Origin of the sequence: Agreia sp. Leaf335, assembly GCF_001423605.1 — a bacterium.
Lineage (GTDB): Bacteria > Actinomycetota > Actinomycetes > Actinomycetales > Microbacteriaceae > Agreia.
This window is the reverse complement of record NZ_LMOQ01000001.1, coordinates 671,888-689,608: the sequence shown is the minus strand read 5'-3', so window position 1 is coordinate 689,608 and position 17,721 is coordinate 671,888. Positions and strand designations below refer to the sequence as shown.

Sequence of the window (17,721 nt, the reverse complement as noted above, 5' to 3'; positions counted from 1 at the left end):
CCTACCTGCCGTCGGTTTTTTCGCCCAGAGCCAGGATGCCGTCTTCGACGGCCCGCTTCAGGAGATCGACCTTGGTGGGAGCAGGACGCCCCACCTGCACGTACTTGGCTCGCACCCTGTCGAGGTACTCCCGTGCGGTCGGGGTGGCGATGCCGAGCTCGGCGGCGACGAGTTTGAGGGGCAGGCCGGCCGCATACAGGTGCAGAACGTCGCGCTCACGAGCCGTGAGGCGAGCCCGAGAGAACTCTGCGTCTGCGTCGATGGCGCTCGCCCACTCGAGATTGTTCAGCACTCCCCCGGCGGCCACCGTGGCGATCGCGGCGATCACGGTGCTGGTGGAAGCAGACTTGGGGATGACCCCTGCCGCGCCCGCCGCGAGCGCCTCTCGAACGCTCGCGGTTCGGTCTGCGATGCTGTGCACCAGCACGGACGCGCCCGTCCTTAAAGCGGCCTCGACATTGTGCGTGACGCTGAGCCCGTCTCCGATGCTGAGGTCGAGCACGACGACGTCAGACGGCCGTGTGCCGAGGGCGCGAAGGAGGTCGGGAACGGTCAATCCGACGGCGACGACCTCGTATCCCGCCTCGAGGCAGGCGGCCCGGAGCCCGAGGAGGACCGACTCGTGATCGTCGACGATCGCGACGCGCACCGTCGCCTCGGAGAGGCGATCCGCCGAAGCGCTCGTGTCTGCGGGAATCATGCTGGCCTCCCCCCTCCAGGTCTCTCCGATCGTAACGGACAGCGTGCGTCGAGCGTTGGAGCGTCAGTCTTTGGTGAGAACGGCCACGGATTCGACGTGATGGGTGTGGGGAAAGAGGTCGAAGGCGCGCATCGAGCGCACGCGGTAGCCGCCGCGTTCGAACTGTCCGGCGTCACGGGCGAACGCGACCGGATCGCATGCCACGTAGACGACCTGGGCGACATCGAGCGACATCAGGGAGTTGACGACCTGCTTGCCCGCCCCCGCGCGCGGCGGATCGAGGATCACGGTGGCGCGAGACAACCGCTCGCGCTCCGCGGCCTGGGCGTTCTTCTCGAGCTGGCGCAGATAGCGATCGACCCTGTTCGTCTCGGCGTTCGCTCCGATCCACTCGCTGAGGTTCTCGGCGGCGTAGTCGGTCGCCAGCTCGTTGCCTTCGACGCTGGTGATGCGCAGCCCCGCTCCGACCTTCTCCCCGAGCGCGGCGGCGAGGAGCCCGACGCCGCCGTAGAGGTCGAGGTTGAACGCGCTCGGATCGAGGCGGTCGTCGAGGACCTCGCTGCGGATCGCCCGCGAGAGAGTCGAGGCGGCCCCGCGGTGCACCTGCCAGAAACCCTGCTCGTCGAGCAGGAACTCCCGCCCGTCGACCACCTCGGTGATGCTGCGTCCACGACGCGCGGCAGTGCGCGAGCCGCGGGCCTTCTCCGGCGTCTCGGTCGACGTCACGAAGCGAGGCGCACCCTGCGACGGCGCGACCAGGTCGATGTAGCCGTCGGCAGGAAAGTCCGAGCCGTCGACTCGATCGCCGAGCGGAGCCTCGCGCTCGAGCGCGGGCGTCGCCAGCGGAAGGTCGTCGACGGCGATGACCCGATGCGAACGGGCGGCGAAAGGGCCGACGCGGCCATCGGCATCCACATGCAGCCGCACTCGCGTTCGCCAACCGAGCCCACCGCGTTCGTCGTCACCGTCGACGGCCCCGACCTCGATGTCGCGCTCGAGACCGGCGAAGCGCTTCAGCGAGTCGACGATGACCTGACGCTTCAGCTCGCGCTGCCACGGCAGGTCGATGTGACCGAACTCCGCGCCACCGGCCCTGTCGTCGGGGTCGCGGTCGATCGACGCGGCCTGCCACACGTGGGGCACCCGATGCGGCGACGCCTCGAGCACGCGAACGGTGTCGGCCCTCCAGAACGATGCATGCTCGTCGTCGGTGATGCGTGCGAGCACCCGTTCACCGGGCAGAGAATCCGTGACGAACACCACGCGGCCATCGAGTCGTGCGACCGATATTCCGCCGTGGGCTACGTTGGTAATCTCCAGCTCGACCTGTGTTCCCTGCGCGTCAGCCATGGTTCGAGCATCCCATACGAAAGGGCGGTGCTCTCCGTGCGCCTCTATCTCGCATCCACCTCGCCGGCCCGCCTCGCCCTGCTGAGGCAGGTCGGCATCGAACCCGTCGTCGTGCCATCGAACGTCGACGAAGAGGCCGCGGTGCGGCTCGCGACCGACTCCAACGGCGAACTGGATGCCTCGGCGATGGTCACGCTGCTGGCCAGACTGAAGGCCGAGGCCATTCTCGGCCAGCAGCCGGATGGCGAGACGATCGACGGCGTGATTCTCGGCGGCGATTCGGCCTTCGAGCTCGACGGCATCATCTACGGCAAGCCTCATGAGCCCCAGATCGCCCGCGAGCGGTGGCTAGAGCAGCGCGGCAAGACGGGCACGCTGCACTCGGGGCACTGGATCATCGAGGTGAAGAACGGCGAGCCCGCCAGGGCGCTCGGGGCCACGGCTCACGCGTCGGTGGAGTTTGCTGCCGACATCAGCGAGCAGGAGATCGACGCGTATGTGGCGAGCGGCGAACCTCTGCAGGTGGCCGGAGCGTTCACGGTCGACGGCCTCGCGGCGCCGTTCATCCGGTCGGTCACCGGGGCCCCGTCCACGGTGATCGGCATGTCGCTGCCGACGCTGCGCACGATGCTGGCCGAGCTCGATGTCGACATGATGTCGCTTCGGAACATCGACCGATAAGAGGTTCCCACAGGGTCTACACGGCATTTTTGTTCGTGTCTGCCAAAGGACGGCAACCTCGGCCCAATAGGCTGGGTGGATTATGCCGCGCATCACCAAGGTACTCATAGCCAACAGAGGCGAGATCGCAGTCCGGGTCATCCGGGCCGCCAAAGACTCCGGAATCGGATCGGTGGCCGTCTACGCCGACCAGGACCGAGACGCTCTGCACGCCCAGCTCGCCGACGAGGCGTACGCGCTCGAGGGCACGACGAGTGCCGAGACCTATCTCGTCATTCCGAAGATCCTCTCGATCGCGCGGCGAAGCGGCGCAGACGCCGTACACCCCGGCTACGGGTTCCTCGCCGAGAACGCCGCGTTCGCGCAAGCGGTGATCGATGCCGGGCTCGTCTGGATCGGGCCCTCGCCCGCAGCCATCGAGAAGCTCGGCGACAAGGTCTCCGCTCGGCACGTGGCAGAGAAGGTCGGCGCTCCCCTCGCCCCCGGCACGCTCGACCCCGTCAGCGGCGCCGACGAGGTGCTCGAGTTCGTGGCACAGCACGGCCTCCCCGTCGCCATCAAGGCAGCTTTCGGCGGCGGTGGCCGCGGCCTCAAGATCGCCTACACCGAAGACGAGATCGTCGAGCAGTTCGAGTCGGCCACCCGCGAGGCGATCGCCGCCTTCGGTCGCGGCGAGTGCTTCGTCGAGAAGTATCTCGACAAGCCCCGCCACGTCGAGACCCAGTGCCTCGCCGACGCGCACGGCAACGTCGTCGTCGTCTCGACCCGCGACTGCTCGCTGCAGCGTCGCCATCAGAAGCTCGTCGAGGAGGCTCCGGCCCCGTTCCTCACCGACGCCCAGAATGCCGAGCTGTATCGCGCATCCAAAGCCATTCTCAAAGAGGTCGGCTACGTGGGCGCCGGAACCTGTGAGTTCCTCGTCGCCGCCGACGGAACGGTGTCGTTCCTCGAGGTGAACACCCGTCTGCAGGTCGAGCACCCCGTCTCAGAAGAGGTCACGGGAATCGACCTGGTGCGCGAGCAGTTCCGCCTCGCCGAGGGCGGCGTCCTCGACTACGACGACCCGGTGCCCCACGGCCACTCCTTCGAGTTCCGCATCAACGGCGAAGACGCCGGCCGCGGATTCCTTCCGAGCCCGGGCCCCATTCACACGTTCAACGCCCCCGGCGGCCCCGGCGTGCGCATCGACGCGGGCATCAGAGCCGGCGACGTGATCTCGGGCTCGTTCGACTCGCTTCTGGCCAAGCTCATCGTCACGGGCAGTTCACGCGAAGACGCTCTCGAGCGCTCGCGTCGCGCACTCGACGAGTTCGAGGTGCTCGGCCTGCCCACCGTGCTGCCGTTCCACCGATCGATCGTGCGCGACCCGGCCTTCGCTCCCGCAGACGGCCAGCCGTTCTCCATCTTCACCCGGTGGATCGAGACCGAGTACGTCAACGACATCGAGGCGTGGTCGGGTGAGCTCGACGACTCCGCTCCCGCGGCCGAACGAACGACCGTGGTGCTCGAGGTCGACGGAAAGCGCGTCACCGTCGCGATGCCCGCCACCTTCGGCGGCGGTTCCTCGGCCGCGCGCTCGGCGACGTCGGGCTCCGCGCCGAAGCGCCGTGGTTCCTCGGCAGGGTTCTCGTCGGCGACGGGCAACTCGGTCAAGGCGCCGATGCAGGCCACGATCGTGAAGATCGCGGTCGCCGAGGGTGACGCGGTCGTCAAGGGCGATCTCGTGCTCGTGCTCGAGGCCATGAAGATGGAGCAGCCCATCGCTGCCCACAAAGACGGCACGATCGCGAACATCGCAGCCGCGGTCGGTGCCACGGTGTCATCGGGCACCGTGCTGCTCGACATCGCCGACTAGCAGATAGTTCGCCGGTCGAGCAGGCCGCCCGCGGCCGGATCGACACCACCGTGGGGTGATCTCGATACGCCAGCTCCGCAGTCGGAGCGGCTACTCGATCAGGTCCGTGCTGCTAGAGGACGATGTGCATCGCGCGGGCAGCGTCTGAGATGCTGCCCGAGAGCGAGGGGTACACGCTGAACGCGCGCGATACGGCGTCGACCGTGAGGCGGTGCTCAACGGCGAGCGCGATGGGGAAGATGAGCTCGGACGCGTTGGGAGCCACGACGACGCCGCCGATGACCGTGCCGGAGCCCGTGCGCGCGAAGAGCTTCACGAAGCCCTCCTTGATGCCCATCATCTTGGCGCGAGGATTCTCCGACAGGGGGAGCTTGTAGATGTCGCCCTGAGCGATGCCCTCTTCGATCTGGCGCTGGGTCCAGCCGACGGTGGCGATCTGGGGCTGCGTGAAGATGTTCGACGACACGTTGCGAAGCTCGGTCGGATTGACCGCGTCGCCCATGGCGTGGAACACGGCCGTGCGGCCCTGCATCGACGCGACGGATGCGAGGGGCAGGAAGGTCGTGCAGTCGCCGGCCGCGTAGATCGATGGCATCGACGTGCGGGCGACCCGGTTGACGCGGATGTGCCCCGACTCCGTGAGCTGCACGCCGGCCTCGGCCAGTCCGATGCCCTCGGTGTTCGGGATCGAGCCGACGGCCATGAGGCAGTGGCTGCCCTCGACGGTGCGACCATCCGACAGAGTCGCGACGACACCCTTGTCGGTGCGCACGACGGAGTCTGCTCGAGACTTCGAGAGCACGGTCATGCCGTTGCGCTTGAAGACATTCTCGATCACCGCGGCGGCGTCGGCGTCTTCGCCGGGAAGAACCTGGTCGCGGCTCGAGATGAGCGTGACCTTCGAGCCGAGCGCGGTGTAGGCCGACGCGAACTCGGCTCCGGTCACACCTGACCCGACCACGATGAGGTGCTCGGGAACCGTCTTCAGCGTGTAGAGCTGGGTCCAGGTGAAGATGCGTTCCCCGTCGGGCACCGCCGACGAGAGGATGCGGGGGCTAGCGCCGACCGAGACGACGATGGTGTCGGCCTCGATCTCGTCGAAGTCTGTGCCCTCCTCGCCCTTCGAGGTCGAGACGATCACGGAGTTGGGGCCATCGAGACGGCCCTCGCCGGTGACGACGCGCACGCCCGAGCGGATGAGACTGGACTTCATGTCTTCGGACTGCTGCCGCGCGAGGCCCAGGAGGCGCTTGTTCACCGCGGCCAGGTTCACGGCGATCTCCGGGCGCACGGGTTTTCCGGTTCCGCCGCGCGTGAAGAACTGCACGCCGAGATCAGCGGCCTCGCCGATGGCGTTCGTGGCCTCGGCCGTGGCGATGAGCGTCTTCGACGGAACGACGTCGGTCAGAACGGCGGAACCGCCCACGCCGACCCGTTCGATCAGAGTGACGTCGGCGCCCAGCTGAGCTCCCGCAATAGCGGCGTCGTAGCCGCCCGGACCGCCGCCGAGGACGGCGATTCTCTGCTTGCGCTCGAACTCATAGACCATGACGGCCATTCTCCCGTGTCGCGCGGGCCACCGCCAAACCCGCCGCCCCGCGCATCGGCCATCCGCCGGTGAACACCGCGTTAATCTAAGGTGGTTCAATGCTCACCACGACAGCCAATCCTCTCGATTCCTCCGACGCCGATCCCTTCGAGATCGCCCGCGAAGCGGCGGCTCAGATCGCCGAGAAGACGGGCATCGCCCGTCACGACATCGCCCTGACCCTCGGCAGCGGATGGGGCAAGGCCGCCGACCTCCTCGGCGAGACCATCGCCACGGTGGATGCGACGGAGATCGTGGGATTCTCGGCCTCGGCCGTTCCCGGTCACGGCGGCACGCTGCGCTCGATCGCGCTGCCGAACGGAAAGCACGCCCTCGTGATCGGCGCACGCACCCACTATTACGAGAACCACGGCGTGAGGCGCGTCGTGCACAGCGTGCGCACCGCGGCGGCCACGGGCGCCACGACCATGATCCTCACGAACGGGGCCGGCGGCATCCGTGAGACCTGGACCCCGGGGACACCCGTTCTCATCAGCGACCACATCAACCTCACGGCCGACTCGCCGCTCGAGGGCGCCACGTTCATCGACCTCACCGACCTGTACTCGAGCCGCCTGCGCGACATCGCCCGCACCGTCGACGCCGATCTCGACGAAGGCGTCTACGTGCAGTTCCGTGGGCCGCACTACGAGACCCCCGCCGAGGTGCAGATGGCGAAGGCGATCGGCGGACACATCGTAGGCATGTCGACCGCGCTCGAGGCCATCGCGGCCCGCCAGTCCGGCATGGAGATCCTCGGAATGTCACTCATCACCAACCTGGCCGCGGGCATCCAGAAGACCCCGCTGAGCCACGAAGAGGTCATCGAGGCCGGTCGAAACGCCGAGGGCCGGATCGGGTCGCTCCTCGCTCGGATCGTGGGTGAACTGTGAGCGATTCCGAGCTGCTCGAGGCGGCTCGCGCGTGGATCGCGCAGGACCCCGACGCCGAGACGCGCGCCGAGCTGTCGGCGCTGATCGACGGCGCCGCCGCGGGTGACCCCTCGTCTCTCGACGATCTGCGCGACCGCTTCGAATCTCGCCTCGCCTTCGGCACGGCCGGGCTCCGAGGCGAGATCGCCGCGGGCCCCAACCGCATGAACCGCGTGCTGGTGTCACAGGCCGCCGCAGGCCTCGCCGCCTATCTGCTCGAACGGGCCGTTGAGGGTGACAGCACGAGCGTCGTCATCGGCTACGACGGGCGCAAGAACTCGGCCGTCTTCGCGACCGACACGGCCGAGATCATGGCGGGCGCCGGCATCCGGGCCATTCTGTTGCCGCGTCTGCTGCCGACACCACTGGTGGCGTTCGCCGTGCGGCATCTCGACGTGAGCGCCGGCGTCATGGTGACGGCCTCGCACAACCCGCCCAACGACAACGGCTACAAGGTCTACCTGGGCGGCGCCGACCAGGGCTCGCAGATCGTGTCGCCCGCCGACGCCGAGATCGCCGAGCAGATCCTCCGGGTCGCGGCAGAAGAGAACGTTCTCGAGTTGCCGCGCTCGGACGCGTACGAGATCGCACCCGAATCGGTCGTCGATGCCTACGTGGCACAGACCGCCGCACTCGCCGCGAGGCCGACCGTTCAGCCGAAGGTCGTGTACACGGCGATGCACGGAGTGGGCTGGCAGACGTTCCGATCGGTTCTCGAGGCCGCGGGATTCGACGAGCCAACGGTCGTGCGCCAGCAGATCGACCCCGACTCCGCCTTCCCGACCGTCTCGTTCCCCAATCCCGAGGAGCCGGGTGCGCTCGACCTCGCTTTCCAGACCGCCCGCGAGGTCGACGCCGACCTAGTGATCGCGAACGACCCCGACGCCGACCGCCTGGCCATCGCCATCCGTGATTCGTCGTCACCGGCCACGTTCCGCGCGCTCACCGGCAACGAGGTGGGCGCGCTGCTCGGCTGGCGTGCCGCCGAGCTTCTGGATGCCGCGGCGCACGACGAGCAGACGGCCTCGGGCACCTTGGCCTGCTCGATCGTCTCGTCGCCCGCGTTGCGCGCGGTCGCCGCCGCCTACGGACTCGAGTTCGCCGAGACGCTCACCGGATTCAAGTGGGTCTCCCGCACTCCCGACCTCGCGTTCGGCTTCGAAGAGGCGCTCGGCTATCTCGTCAACCCGTCGACCGTTCGCGACAAAGACGGGATCTCGGCCGCTCTCGCGCTGCTCGACCTGGCCAGCGGACTCGCGGCTCGCGGTCTCACCCTCGACGACCAGCTCGACGCGTTCAGCATGCGCTTCGGCCACTTCGCGTCGGGTCAGGTATCGGTGCGCGTCACCGATCTGTCGCAGATCACCCGGGTGATGGCGAGGCTCCGGGCCGAACCTCCCGCCGAAATCGGCGGCATCCGCGTCTCGAGCATTGACGACCTGCTCGGTACCGACGGCGCCCTCCCCTCGTCAGACGTTCTGCGCATCCACCTCGACGACGGCTCGCGCGTGATGGTGCGCCCCAGCGGTACGGAGCCGAAGCTCAAGGTCTACCTCGACACGCAATCGAGCGATGGAACCCTCGAGGAACGTCGAGCCGCGGCCGTCGCCGCGCTCGAACAACTCGAAGAGGGCGTACGCACGCTCATCGCCGAGTAAAGGGTCAGCCGAGGGCGATCTCGAGCTTGCGGGTGATCTCGTCGAGATCGAAGTAGTTCTCGATCACGACGATGTCGGCGTAGGTCTTGCCGATGAACTTCACGAGCTCGGGCGACGCCAGAATCACCTGCGCGTCTTCTGCTGCGACGGTGAGACCGGCGATGTCGGTGGCCTCGATGTCGGCCTCGATGCCCAGCCGAGTGAGGGCACGTTCGGCATTGACTTTGAGGATGGCCGAGGTGCCGATGCCTGCTCCGCAGAAGGCGATGATCTTCATAGGGTCAACGATAGTGGGCGGGGATCACGGCTCGGGTTGGGCGCGAGCCAGCACGGCCCTGATCTCGGCCACCGTCGTCGCCTGCGCGATGGCACGGGTGGCCGACGGATCGTTGAACACGTTCGCCAGCTCTGCCAGCACCGTCACGTGTCCCTCGTTGCTCGTCACGGCGAGCGCCAGTACGACCTCGACGGGGTCGTTGTGCGGATGCCCGAACACGACCGGCTCGTCGAGCGTCACCACCGCGAGTCCATCGCGCACGACATCGGGCCCCGGCCGCGCGTGCGCGAGCGCGAGTCCGGGGGCGATCACGATGTAGGCGCCGAATTCCTCGACGACCTGCACCATGCGCTCGGCATAGGAATCCGTCGTGACCGCGCCGAGAACGAGCGCCTCGCCCGCGAGACGCACGGCATCACGCCAGTCGCGCGCGTGCGCCCGCAAGACGAAGACGTCGTCGGGTAGTTCTCGCAAGCGCATGGGCTACGCGCTCTGGAAGCCCGCGATGATCGTGTCTGCCAGATCCTGGCGCTCGTCGAGCGGCAGGAAGGAGGCATTCGCGGCGTTCAGCTGGAAGACCTCGAAGTCTTCGAGGTCGTAGCCGAACGCGTCGGAGAGCAGCGAGAGCTCGCGGCTGAGCGAGGTGTTGCTCATCAGTCGGTTGTCGGTGTTGACCGTGACCGTGAAACCGAGCTGGTAAAGCAGATCGAACGGGTGATCGTGCAGCTCGTCACCCCAGGCCGCGATCGCGCCGGTCTGCAGATTCGACGAGGGCGAGAGCTCGAGCGCGATCTCGCGGTCTTTGACCCACTGCGCAAGGCTGCCGATGCTGACGAAGGTGTTCTCGTCGTCGCTCGACTCGATGCTGATGTCTTCGGCGAGCCGCACGCCGTGACCCAGCCGAAGAGCCCGTCCATCGAAGAGGGCGCCGCGGATGCTGTCGAGCCCGTCGGCCTCGCCCGCGTGCACCGTGACGGGAAAGAAGTTCTGAGCGAGGTAGTCGAATGCCGCGCGCTGGTTGCCCGCGGGGAAGCCCATTTCGGCGCCGGCGATATCGAACCCCACGACGCCCCGCTCGCGGTGACGAACAGCGAGCTCGGCGATCTCGAGGCCACGATCGGCGTGACGCATCGCGGTGACCAACTGACCCACGCGCAGTGTCTTGCCGTCGTTCCGCGCGTCGTCGATTCCCTGCTCGATGCCCTGCTGCACCGCCTCGACCGTCTGGTCGAGGGTGAGGCCCTTGGCGACATGCTGCTCAGGGGCCCAGCGCACCTCGCCGTAGACGACACCGTCGGCGGCCAGATCCTGCACGAACTCGCGCGCGACACGAGTGAGACCTTCGGTCGTCTGCATCACTCCCACGGTGATGTCGAACGTGGCGAGGTAGTCGACGAGCGAACCCGAGTCGGCCGAGTCTTCGAACCATTCGCCCAGCGATGCCGCATCCGAGGCGGGCACCTCGAAGCCGATCGCGTCGGCCAGCTCGAGGATCGTGGCGGGGCGGAGGCCGCCGTCGAGGTGATCGTGAAGGGAGACTTTGGGGAGAGCGTTGATGCTCGTTCGGCCGTTGGCGAGCGTGTACTGCTCTCGTGAATCGTTCATGGCATCAGCCTACGGCGTCGATGCGGGGAAGAGGCTGCCGGAGATCTGCGACGCCGCGTGCCGCGCGAGCGGCAGGACCTCCTCGGCGCTGAGCACGCTCGCCCGCGTCGCGACATAGGGAACAGTCAACGCGGCGACGGCCGATCCGTCCGCTCTCAGCACGGGGAAGACGATGTCGATCACACCGGCGTGAAGCTCGTCGCCGCGCTCGACGTACCCCGCGTCACGGACCGCCCGCAGGGCCGGCCCGTGCGCATCCGGATCGCTCGAGCGGAACGCCCGCAGAATCTCGCCCGTAGCCGATTCGTCGAGCGGGAACAGCGCGCCGACCCGCACGCGGAACCCGAAGTCGCCGGGGCTCTCGACCTGAGCGACGACGCGCGACAGCCCCGCATCTTCGACGCTGAGACTGCACGACTGCTCCGCCGCGTCGGCCAGGGCGCGCATCGGCCCGGCGGATGCCTGGAGCAGGCCGCGCAGAGGATCGTGACGGTGGGCCAGATCGAAAAGCCGCAGCGACAGGATGTAGAGCCCCGACTGAGCGTCGCGGTGCACGTAGCCGCGCCGCTCGAGGGTGCTGAGTACGCGAAAGATCTGGCTGACGCTCCGGCCCACGCCCGACGCGATCTGGGCCTGACTCAACCCCCCGCTCGTTGCGGCCAGAAGCTCGAGGATGTCGAGCCCTTTGTCGAGCGCGGGGGCCGCGTACTCGGTGTCGGCCGACGCTCCCTTCGCCGAGGTCGACGATGTGCCGAGGCCAGTCATGGCTAGAGGCTCGCGCCCATGGCGGCGACCATGCGTCGGGCGATCTCGCGCTCGAGGTCGTCGGGAACGGGCTGGGCTCCCGCGACCAAGGTGCTCGCACCTGTCGCCACGCGCTCGAGCGAGAGCACCTGCAACAAAAAGCCGAGATCCATGGAGTCGAGGGAGTTGCCCTTCGGCGCCGTGCCCGCGAGATTGAACATGCGGCCGCCCGCGATGAGGATCACGTGGCGCCCGTTCGGCAGCTCGATGCGTTCGATCGTGTCGTCGATGGCGCGGGTCGCGATGGCGGCAGAGCGCAGCGATGCGGTGTCGATCTCCCACGGGAAGTGTCCGCAGTTGGCGAGGATCGCGCCGTCGTTCATACGCTCGATAGCCGACATGGTGAGCACGTTCGCGCGGCCCGTGGCGGTGATGAACACCTCGCCCCACTCGGCGAGTCCGTCGGCGGTATCGACCCGGAATCCGTCGAGGGCTGCTTCGAACGCTTTCAGTTCGTCGACCTCGGCGACCGCCACCTTGCCGCCGAGCGCGCGCAGGTACTGCGCGACGCCGCGGCCGCACCAGCCGTAGCCGACCACGACGAATCGGCGACCGGGAATCATGAGGTTCGTAATGCGCATGAAGCTCTCGACGACCGACTGCCCGACGGCGTGTTTGTTCTCGCCCAACTGCTTGAGCAGGCTGTCGTTGATCACGATCACCGGGAACGGCACCTGCCCCAGGAGCTCGGCTCGAAGCCGGTCGCCGCCCGAGGTCGTCTCCTCGGTGCCGCCGATCAGAGTCTCCCCGGCACCTCGAGCCACGATGCCGGCGGCCAGATCAGCCCCGTTGTCGAGCAGGATGTCGGGGGTCGCGTCGAGCACGGCGGCGACGTTGGCGTGGTGCTGCTCGAGTGTGTCGTCGCGGCGACCGAAGAGCGTCATGCCCTGATTCTGCAGATAGGCCACCACATCGTCCTGAGTGGATCCATGGTTTCCCGTGCCGACGATCTCTGCTCCGCCGGCTGCGAGGGTCTCGAGCAGTACGGCCGTCTTGGGCTCGATGTGCAGCGACATGCCGATGCGGTGACCCTCGAAGGGTCTCGTCGCAGCGAACTGCTCACGCACGGCCGCGAGGAGTCTCATGCGAGACCTGATCCACTCGACGCGGGCGGCTGCGGAATCGATGAGTGCTGTCATGGTCTCAGTGTTGCATATATGAATGTCAGTTTCATATATGATGTTGCCACCGACTTCAAGGAGCCTGCCATGCCCCGAAAGATCATCCTCGACTGCGACCCCGGTCACGACGATGCCATCGCGATCCTGCTCGCGCACGGTAATCCGCAGATCGAGTTGCTGGCCGTGACGACGGTGGTGGGCAATCAGACGCTTGAGAAGGTCACGAGGAACGCTCTCGCCGTGGCCGAGATCGCCGGCATCGTCGGGGTTCCATTCGCGGCCGGATGCCCCCGGCCGCTGGTGCGCACCATCGAGGTGGCCGCCGATATCCATGGAGAGTCGGGCATGGACGGCCCCGAACTTCCCGAGTCGAGCCGTGAGCTCGACGGTCGTCACGCCGTCGACCTGATCATCGACACCATCATGGCGAGCGAGCCCGGCGAGATCACGCTGGTTCCCACGGGCGGGCTCACGAACATCGCGCTGGCGGCGCGCAAAGAGCCGCGTATCGTCTCCCGAGTACGCGAGGTCGTTCTGATGGGCGGCGGCTTCCACGTCGGAAACTGGTCGGCCACCGCGGAATTCAACATCATCATCGACCCCGAGGCCGCTCACATCGTCTTCAACGAGTCGTGGCCGTTGACCATGGTGGGCCTCGACCTGACGCACCAGGCGCTCGCCACTCCCGAGGTTCGGGCGCGAATCGAAGCGATCGGCACCGCACCCTCGCGCTTCGTGGGCGAGTTGCTCGACTTCTTCGCCAGTACATATCTCGAGGCGCAGGGCTTCACCCATCCGCCCGTTCACGACCCGTGCGCGGTGGCCTACGTGATCGACCCGAGCGTGATGACCGTGCGCAAGACCCCGCTCGACGTGGAACTCACGGGCACGCTGACGCTCGGCATGACCGTGGCCGACTTCCGCTCACCCCCACCCGCGGACTGCACGACTCAGGTCGCGGTGTATCTCGACACCGAGAAGTTCTGGGCCCTCATCGAGGACGCCCTGCACCGCATCGGAGAGCCCGCGCGCTGACCGTTCGACCCGTCGACGAGAAGAGGCCTCGACGATCAGATCGTGACGCCCCTGTTCCTCCAACCCGCGCGACCGAGAACGTCGAGGAGCGGTGCCGAGACCTGCTCGCGGGTGTGGATGTCCTCGGTAGAGGCATCCTGCGTCGGACGAGAGAGCCTCCTCACAAGGCCGACGATGATGGTGAACAGGTTGATCGAGACACCGCGGTTGTAGCCGCGGTACGCGCGGAAGCGACCGTTGTCGATACCGGCGTCTTGCTCGAACCACCGGAAGCTCGCGTCGCCCGCGGACAGTTTCACTGTGTAACGGAAGTTCGCGGACGCACCGCGAGACGCGTCGAGACGAGTCGCCCACGCTGGATCGTCGAACTTCCAGCGGGCCGTGACGACGTCGTCATCGATCGTGTAGACGATCGGTCGTTGCGGGTCATTGAGTGCCAGCACCGCGTAGCGCACCTCATCGATGGGCCAAGGCGCGGAGGGCGTCGAGCTCATACCGATGCCGTGAGGCTCTGCTGCACGGCCTGAACCTCCGACCACATGGTCTTCGCTTGAGTGGCTGTGGCGCTGCCCGTCACCGTGACCAGGTCGGACACGCCTCCGTTCGCGACGACGACCACACGCACGGCCTGAACGAGAGTGCCGACCCGAGGGTCGGTGAAACTGAACTCGATACGGAATCCTGGGAAGCCAGCGATGTCGAGAGCCTCTGAGCCCAGGACGACGGCGCCGGGTATCTCGTTCACGCTCTGCTGAACCGCTTCCACCGCTGACTCGACGCGGTAGTCGGCCCCGAATCGAGACGTCGTCACGACGACATTCGGCGTGAACTCGTTGGATGAACCCGGCTTGAATGCCGCCAGCACGGTGCCAGAAGTCGGATTGCCGACCCATCCTTCGGGGAGGTCGAGCGACAGAGCCACCGGCGCCGGAAACTGCGGGCCGGGGTAGGAGATGCGACTCGTCATAGGAGCGGGCCTTTCTACGTGGATGGAAGGTCGGGTTCAGCAGATGAAGCGGGGCGAAGCACGAGCATCAGATGTGGATGCCGAAGCCGCCGAGCACGTCCCTCGGGCTGAAGGACACGTCGAGGCCTGCACCCACTCCCAGACCGTAGGCGATACCGAGGTCGATGCTGAAATGGACATCGTCTTTGGTCACCGCGACATCCGCATTGGCGACGACACCGGCACCCGCGTACCCGGTCACGGAGCCGCCGACATTCGCACCGGCGACCTCCATGCCCGCCTGAGCGGTCGCGGATGCGCCGGCGAGCGCCTGCACTCCGGCGTTGGCACTGATGCCCTCCGGTCCGATGGAACCACCCGAGGCGACGGCCGCCTGCACTCCGACCATTCCGCCCACCGAACCCTCGACCGAAGAGCCGTTCCCGCTGTCGAGCTTGCCGCCTGCGCTTGCCTCACCGCCGAAGAATCCACCGGCACTCGCATTCACGTTCGCCTGGCCGTTCTCGTCGATTCCCGCGTGTGCATCGGCGGTCGTATACCCACCGACGAAAGCGTCGGCCGTGCCGCTCGACGACATGTCGCCGGGGAGGTCGTCATTAGAGCCCTTGACCCCCGCACCCGCGCCCCAGAGCGCCTCGGAGTTGGCGTCGTGCGACACCTCACCGTTGGGCCCGTACGTCGTGCCCGCGCTCGCGTCGGCCTCGCCTCCGCCGAAGCTGTAGCTACCGTCCGGCTGGCCCTCCGTCCACTTGCCCGCGCCGGTGCCGGCGCCGAAACCCGGCTTCTTCGGATCTTCGGCGCTGTGCCGCGGCGGGTCGTCTATGTTGCCTGGATTGCCGTCGATATCGGGCCGAGGAACGTTGTGGGGAATATCGCCGTCGTCGCTCGGCTTGCCATGGCTCGCGCCAGTGCCCGAGGGCTGCGACGATCCGCCTGCCGAGCCCGGAGCGCCGGGCCCGCCCGCACCGTCGGTGCTCGCGGTCGTCTGCTCGGCGGCGTTGCGTTTGAGATCTTCAGCCGCCGCATGCAGGGCACGTACGGTCGACGCGATCCTCTGGCTGTGCTCGCCGTTCCACGACGAGCGGAACTGACTTGCGTCCGGGCCTCTCCAGGCGGCGACGCTGTTCACCACCGAGGTCACGGACGCCGAATTCGAACGCAGTTCGTCGGCGGCCTGGCTGAACCGCTGCGCCAGCGATTTGAGTTGTTCGACATCAGCACCGTATAGGGCCATGTGCGTAAGTCTCCCTGTCGTGACGTGGCTGCGATGTCCTATCGGCGGCCGCACTTACGTGCTGCCTCACTCTATGAGGAGAGGTCCGGCCCGACCATGGGGAGAAGTCCCCATGGTTCGTGCCGACTACTCGATGCGCTCGGCTACCAGCGGTCCCCTCGGCGTCCAGTCGGCGGCGTCGCCGATGCTCCACGCGCCCTCGACAGCCTCGAGCGCCCGCTCGAAGCGCTGCGGCTCGTCGGCGGAGAGGGTGAAGAGCGGCTGGCCGGCGGTGACCGTGTCGCCCGGCTTGACGTGCAGATCGATGCCGGCGGCGTGCTGCACCGGATCTTGCGCACGCGCACGTCCGGCTCCGAGCCGCCACGCGGCGATGCCGAAGGGCAGGGCCTCCTGCGTGAGCAGAACACCGTCGCGATCGGCCGTCACGACGTGAGTCTCGCGCGCGACCGGAAGAGCGGCATCCGGGTCGCCGCCCTGAGCCTCGATGACCCGACGCCACGTGTCCATGGCGCGGCCGTCGGCCAGCGCCTTCTCAACGTCGGCGTCGGGCTGCCCCGCGAGGCGCAGCATCTCTTTCGCCAGCGCGATCGTGAGCTCCACCACGTCGGCAGGGCCTCCGCCCGCAAGCACCTCGACCGACTCGCGTACCTCGTTCGCGTTTCCGATGGCCAACCCGAGCGGCACGTTCATGTCGGTCAACAGAGCCGTCGTCGATACACCGGCGTCATTGCCGAGATCGACCATCGTGCGCGCGAGCTCACGCGACTTGTCGATGTCGACCATGAATGCGCCCGAGCCGAACTTGACGTCGAGAACGAGCGAGTCGGTTCCCTCCGCGATCTTCTTCGACATGATGCTGGATGCGATCAGCGGGATGGCCTCGACCGTTCCGGTGATGTCGCGCAGCGCGTAGAGCTTCTTGTCGGCGGGAGCGAGACCGGAGCCGGCGGCGCAGATCACGCCGCCCACGTCGCGCAGCTGCGCGAACATCTCGTCGTTCGTGAGGTCTGCGCGCCACCCGGGAATGCTCTCGAGCTTGTCGAGGGTTCCGCCGGTGTGGCCGAGACCGCGACCCGAGAGCTGAGGTACGGCGACGCCGAACGACGCGACCAGGGGCATCAGCGGCAGAGTGATCTTGTCGCCCACCCCGCCGGTGGAGTGCTTGTCGACCGTCACCTTGCCGAGGCCCGCGAAGCTCATGCGCTCACCCGAGGCGATCATCGCGAGTGTCAGGTCGCGGATCTCCTGGCGCTCCATGCCGTTGAGCACGATCGCCATCGCCATGGCGGCCATCTGCTCGTTGCCCACGAACCCGCGGGTGTAGGCGTCGACCAGCCAGTCGATTTCGGCGGTACTGAGGGATCCGTGATCGCGCTTGGTGCGGATCAGGTCGACGACGTCGAAGGATTCTGACACGGGTGGAGCCTTTCTGATGTTCCCTTCGACGAGCTCAGGGATCGGGGTTAGTGCGTTTCGACGTAGGCCTGCAGCGTGCGCGGGCCGAAGGCATCCGGCAACACCTCGTCGATGGTGCGGATGCCGGAGACGGTCTGCAGGAGCATGCCGGGAGCCGAGTGTTCATAGAGCAGCTGACGGCAGCGGCCGCAGGGCATGAGCGCGTTGCCGTCGCCGTCGACGCAGGTGAAAGCCACCAGGTGTCCCCCGCCCGTCATGTGCAGCGACGAGACGAGCGCGCACTCCGCGCACAGCGTGAGCCCGTAGCTGGCGTTCTCGACGTTGCATCCGGAGATCACACGGCCGTCGTCGACGAGGGCTGCGACGCCGACCGGGAATCTCGAGTACGGGACGTAGGCCTTCTTCATGGCCACGAGGGCCTCGGCGCGCAGCACCCCCCAGTCGATGGCCGCGTCCTGTTCGCTTCCGGATGCCTGTTCGATGTCGGTCATATCGGCT

Annotated in this window: 18 protein-coding genes; 5 read left to right on the top strand and 13 right to left on the bottom strand. The window is 67.5% G+C overall.

What is annotated here, in order from left to right:
- Position 1: 1 nt before the first annotated feature.
- Together ASF79_RS03340 and ASF79_RS03335 are read right to left on the bottom strand one after the other, a co-directional pair.
- Positions 2-700, bottom strand: a complete 699-nt coding sequence (locus tag ASF79_RS03340) for a response regulator transcription factor (RefSeq protein WP_055851851.1) — start codon at positions 698-700, stop codon at positions 2-4.
- A 63-nt stretch (positions 701-763) separates the two neighbouring features.
- A complete protein-coding gene (locus ASF79_RS03335; protein ID WP_055851848.1) occupies positions 764-2,050 on the bottom strand; it encodes a class I SAM-dependent RNA methyltransferase in 1,287 nt (428 codons plus the stop codon).
- A gap of 36 nt (positions 2,051-2,086) precedes the next feature.
- Here ASF79_RS03335 and ASF79_RS03330 point away from each other — a divergent pair, with 36 nt between their 5' ends.
- Both ASF79_RS03330 and ASF79_RS03325 read left to right on the top strand, forming a co-directional pair.
- Positions 2,087-2,731, top strand: coding sequence for a Maf family protein (locus ASF79_RS03330; protein ID WP_082495716.1), 645 nt, complete (start codon positions 2,087-2,089; stop codon positions 2,729-2,731).
- Positions 2,732-2,813: 82 nt separating this feature from the next.
- On the top strand, positions 2,814-4,586 hold the full coding sequence (locus tag ASF79_RS03325) for an acetyl/propionyl/methylcrotonyl-CoA carboxylase subunit alpha (protein WP_055775550.1): 1,773 nt from the start codon (positions 2,814-2,816) through the stop codon (positions 4,584-4,586).
- 112 nt (positions 4,587-4,698) lie between these two features.
- Here the strand turns inward: ASF79_RS03325 and ASF79_RS03320 are convergent, their stop codons facing one another.
- Complete coding sequence (locus tag ASF79_RS03320; protein WP_055777326.1) at positions 4,699-6,135, bottom strand: NAD(P)H-quinone dehydrogenase; 1,437 nt, start codon at positions 6,133-6,135, stop codon at positions 4,699-4,701.
- A 98-nt stretch (positions 6,136-6,233) separates the two neighbouring features.
- On the opposite strand from ASF79_RS03320, the gene ASF79_RS03315 reads away from it, so the two are divergent.
- Together ASF79_RS03315 and ASF79_RS03310 are read left to right on the top strand one after the other, a co-directional pair.
- Positions 6,234-7,067, top strand: a complete 834-nt coding sequence (locus ASF79_RS03315) for a purine-nucleoside phosphorylase (protein WP_055775552.1) — start codon at positions 6,234-6,236, stop codon at positions 7,065-7,067.
- Positions 7,064-8,764 (top strand): phospho-sugar mutase, encoded by a 1,701-nt coding sequence (locus tag ASF79_RS03310; protein ID WP_055851843.1) that lies wholly within the window; start codon positions 7,064-7,066, stop codon positions 8,762-8,764. The genes ASF79_RS03315 and ASF79_RS03310 overlap by 4 nt, the downstream gene beginning before the upstream one ends.
- A gap of 4 nt (positions 8,765-8,768) precedes the next feature.
- Here ASF79_RS03310 and ASF79_RS03305 read toward each other — a convergent pair whose 3' ends face one another.
- The 5 genes from ASF79_RS03305 to ASF79_RS03285 are packed head-to-tail and all read right to left on the bottom strand — an operon-like array spanning position 8,769 to position 12,589.
- On the bottom strand, positions 8,769-9,041 hold the full coding sequence (locus ASF79_RS03305) for a PTS sugar transporter subunit IIB (protein WP_055851841.1): 273 nt from the start codon (positions 9,039-9,041) through the stop codon (positions 8,769-8,771).
- A gap of 24 nt (positions 9,042-9,065) precedes the next feature.
- Positions 9,066-9,521, bottom strand: a complete 456-nt coding sequence (locus ASF79_RS03300) for a PTS sugar transporter subunit IIA (RefSeq protein ID WP_055851838.1) — start codon at positions 9,519-9,521, stop codon at positions 9,066-9,068.
- 3 nt (positions 9,522-9,524) lie between these two features.
- Positions 9,525-10,646, bottom strand: a complete 1,122-nt coding sequence (locus ASF79_RS03295) for an adenosine deaminase (protein WP_055851835.1) — start codon at positions 10,644-10,646, stop codon at positions 9,525-9,527.
- Between the two features lie 9 nt (positions 10,647-10,655).
- Positions 10,656-11,411, bottom strand: coding sequence for an IclR family transcriptional regulator (locus ASF79_RS03290; protein WP_055851833.1), 756 nt, complete (start codon positions 11,409-11,411; stop codon positions 10,656-10,658).
- Between the two features lie 2 nt (positions 11,412-11,413).
- The gene (locus tag ASF79_RS03285) at positions 11,414-12,589 is read right to left on the bottom strand and encodes an adenosylhomocysteinase (protein ID WP_082495654.1); all 1,176 of its coding nucleotides are present in this window, start codon (positions 12,587-12,589) and stop codon (positions 11,414-11,416) included.
- Positions 12,590-12,658: 69 nt separating this feature from the next.
- Between ASF79_RS03285 and uriH the strand changes: the two genes are divergently transcribed.
- A complete protein-coding gene (gene uriH / locus ASF79_RS03280) occupies positions 12,659-13,606 on the top strand; it encodes a uridine-preferring nucleoside hydrolase UriH (protein ID WP_055853089.1) in 948 nt (315 codons plus the stop codon).
- 35 nt (positions 13,607-13,641) lie between these two features.
- On the opposite strand, the gene ASF79_RS03275 is transcribed toward uriH, so the two are convergent.
- From ASF79_RS03275 to ASF79_RS03255, 5 genes are all read right to left on the bottom strand, one after another.
- Positions 13,642-14,100, bottom strand: coding sequence for a hypothetical protein (locus ASF79_RS03275; protein WP_156351615.1), 459 nt, complete (start codon positions 14,098-14,100; stop codon positions 13,642-13,644).
- Positions 14,097-14,573 (bottom strand): LpqN/LpqT family lipoprotein, encoded by a 477-nt coding sequence (locus ASF79_RS03270; protein ID WP_055851829.1) that lies wholly within the window; start codon positions 14,571-14,573, stop codon positions 14,097-14,099. The genes ASF79_RS03275 and ASF79_RS03270 overlap by 4 nt, the downstream gene beginning before the upstream one ends.
- Before the next feature lie 67 nt (positions 14,574-14,640).
- Positions 14,641-15,807, bottom strand: coding sequence for a WXG100 family type VII secretion target (locus ASF79_RS03265; RefSeq protein WP_055851827.1), 1,167 nt, complete (start codon positions 15,805-15,807; stop codon positions 14,641-14,643).
- Between the two features lie 126 nt (positions 15,808-15,933).
- The gene (locus ASF79_RS03260) at positions 15,934-17,223 is read right to left on the bottom strand and encodes a thymidine phosphorylase (RefSeq protein WP_055775579.1); all 1,290 of its coding nucleotides are present in this window, start codon (positions 17,221-17,223) and stop codon (positions 15,934-15,936) included.
- A 47-nt stretch (positions 17,224-17,270) separates the two neighbouring features.
- Positions 17,271-17,714, bottom strand: a complete 444-nt coding sequence (locus ASF79_RS03255; protein WP_055775580.1) for a cytidine deaminase — start codon at positions 17,712-17,714, stop codon at positions 17,271-17,273.
- Between the last annotated feature and the right edge of the window lie 7 nt (positions 17,715-17,721).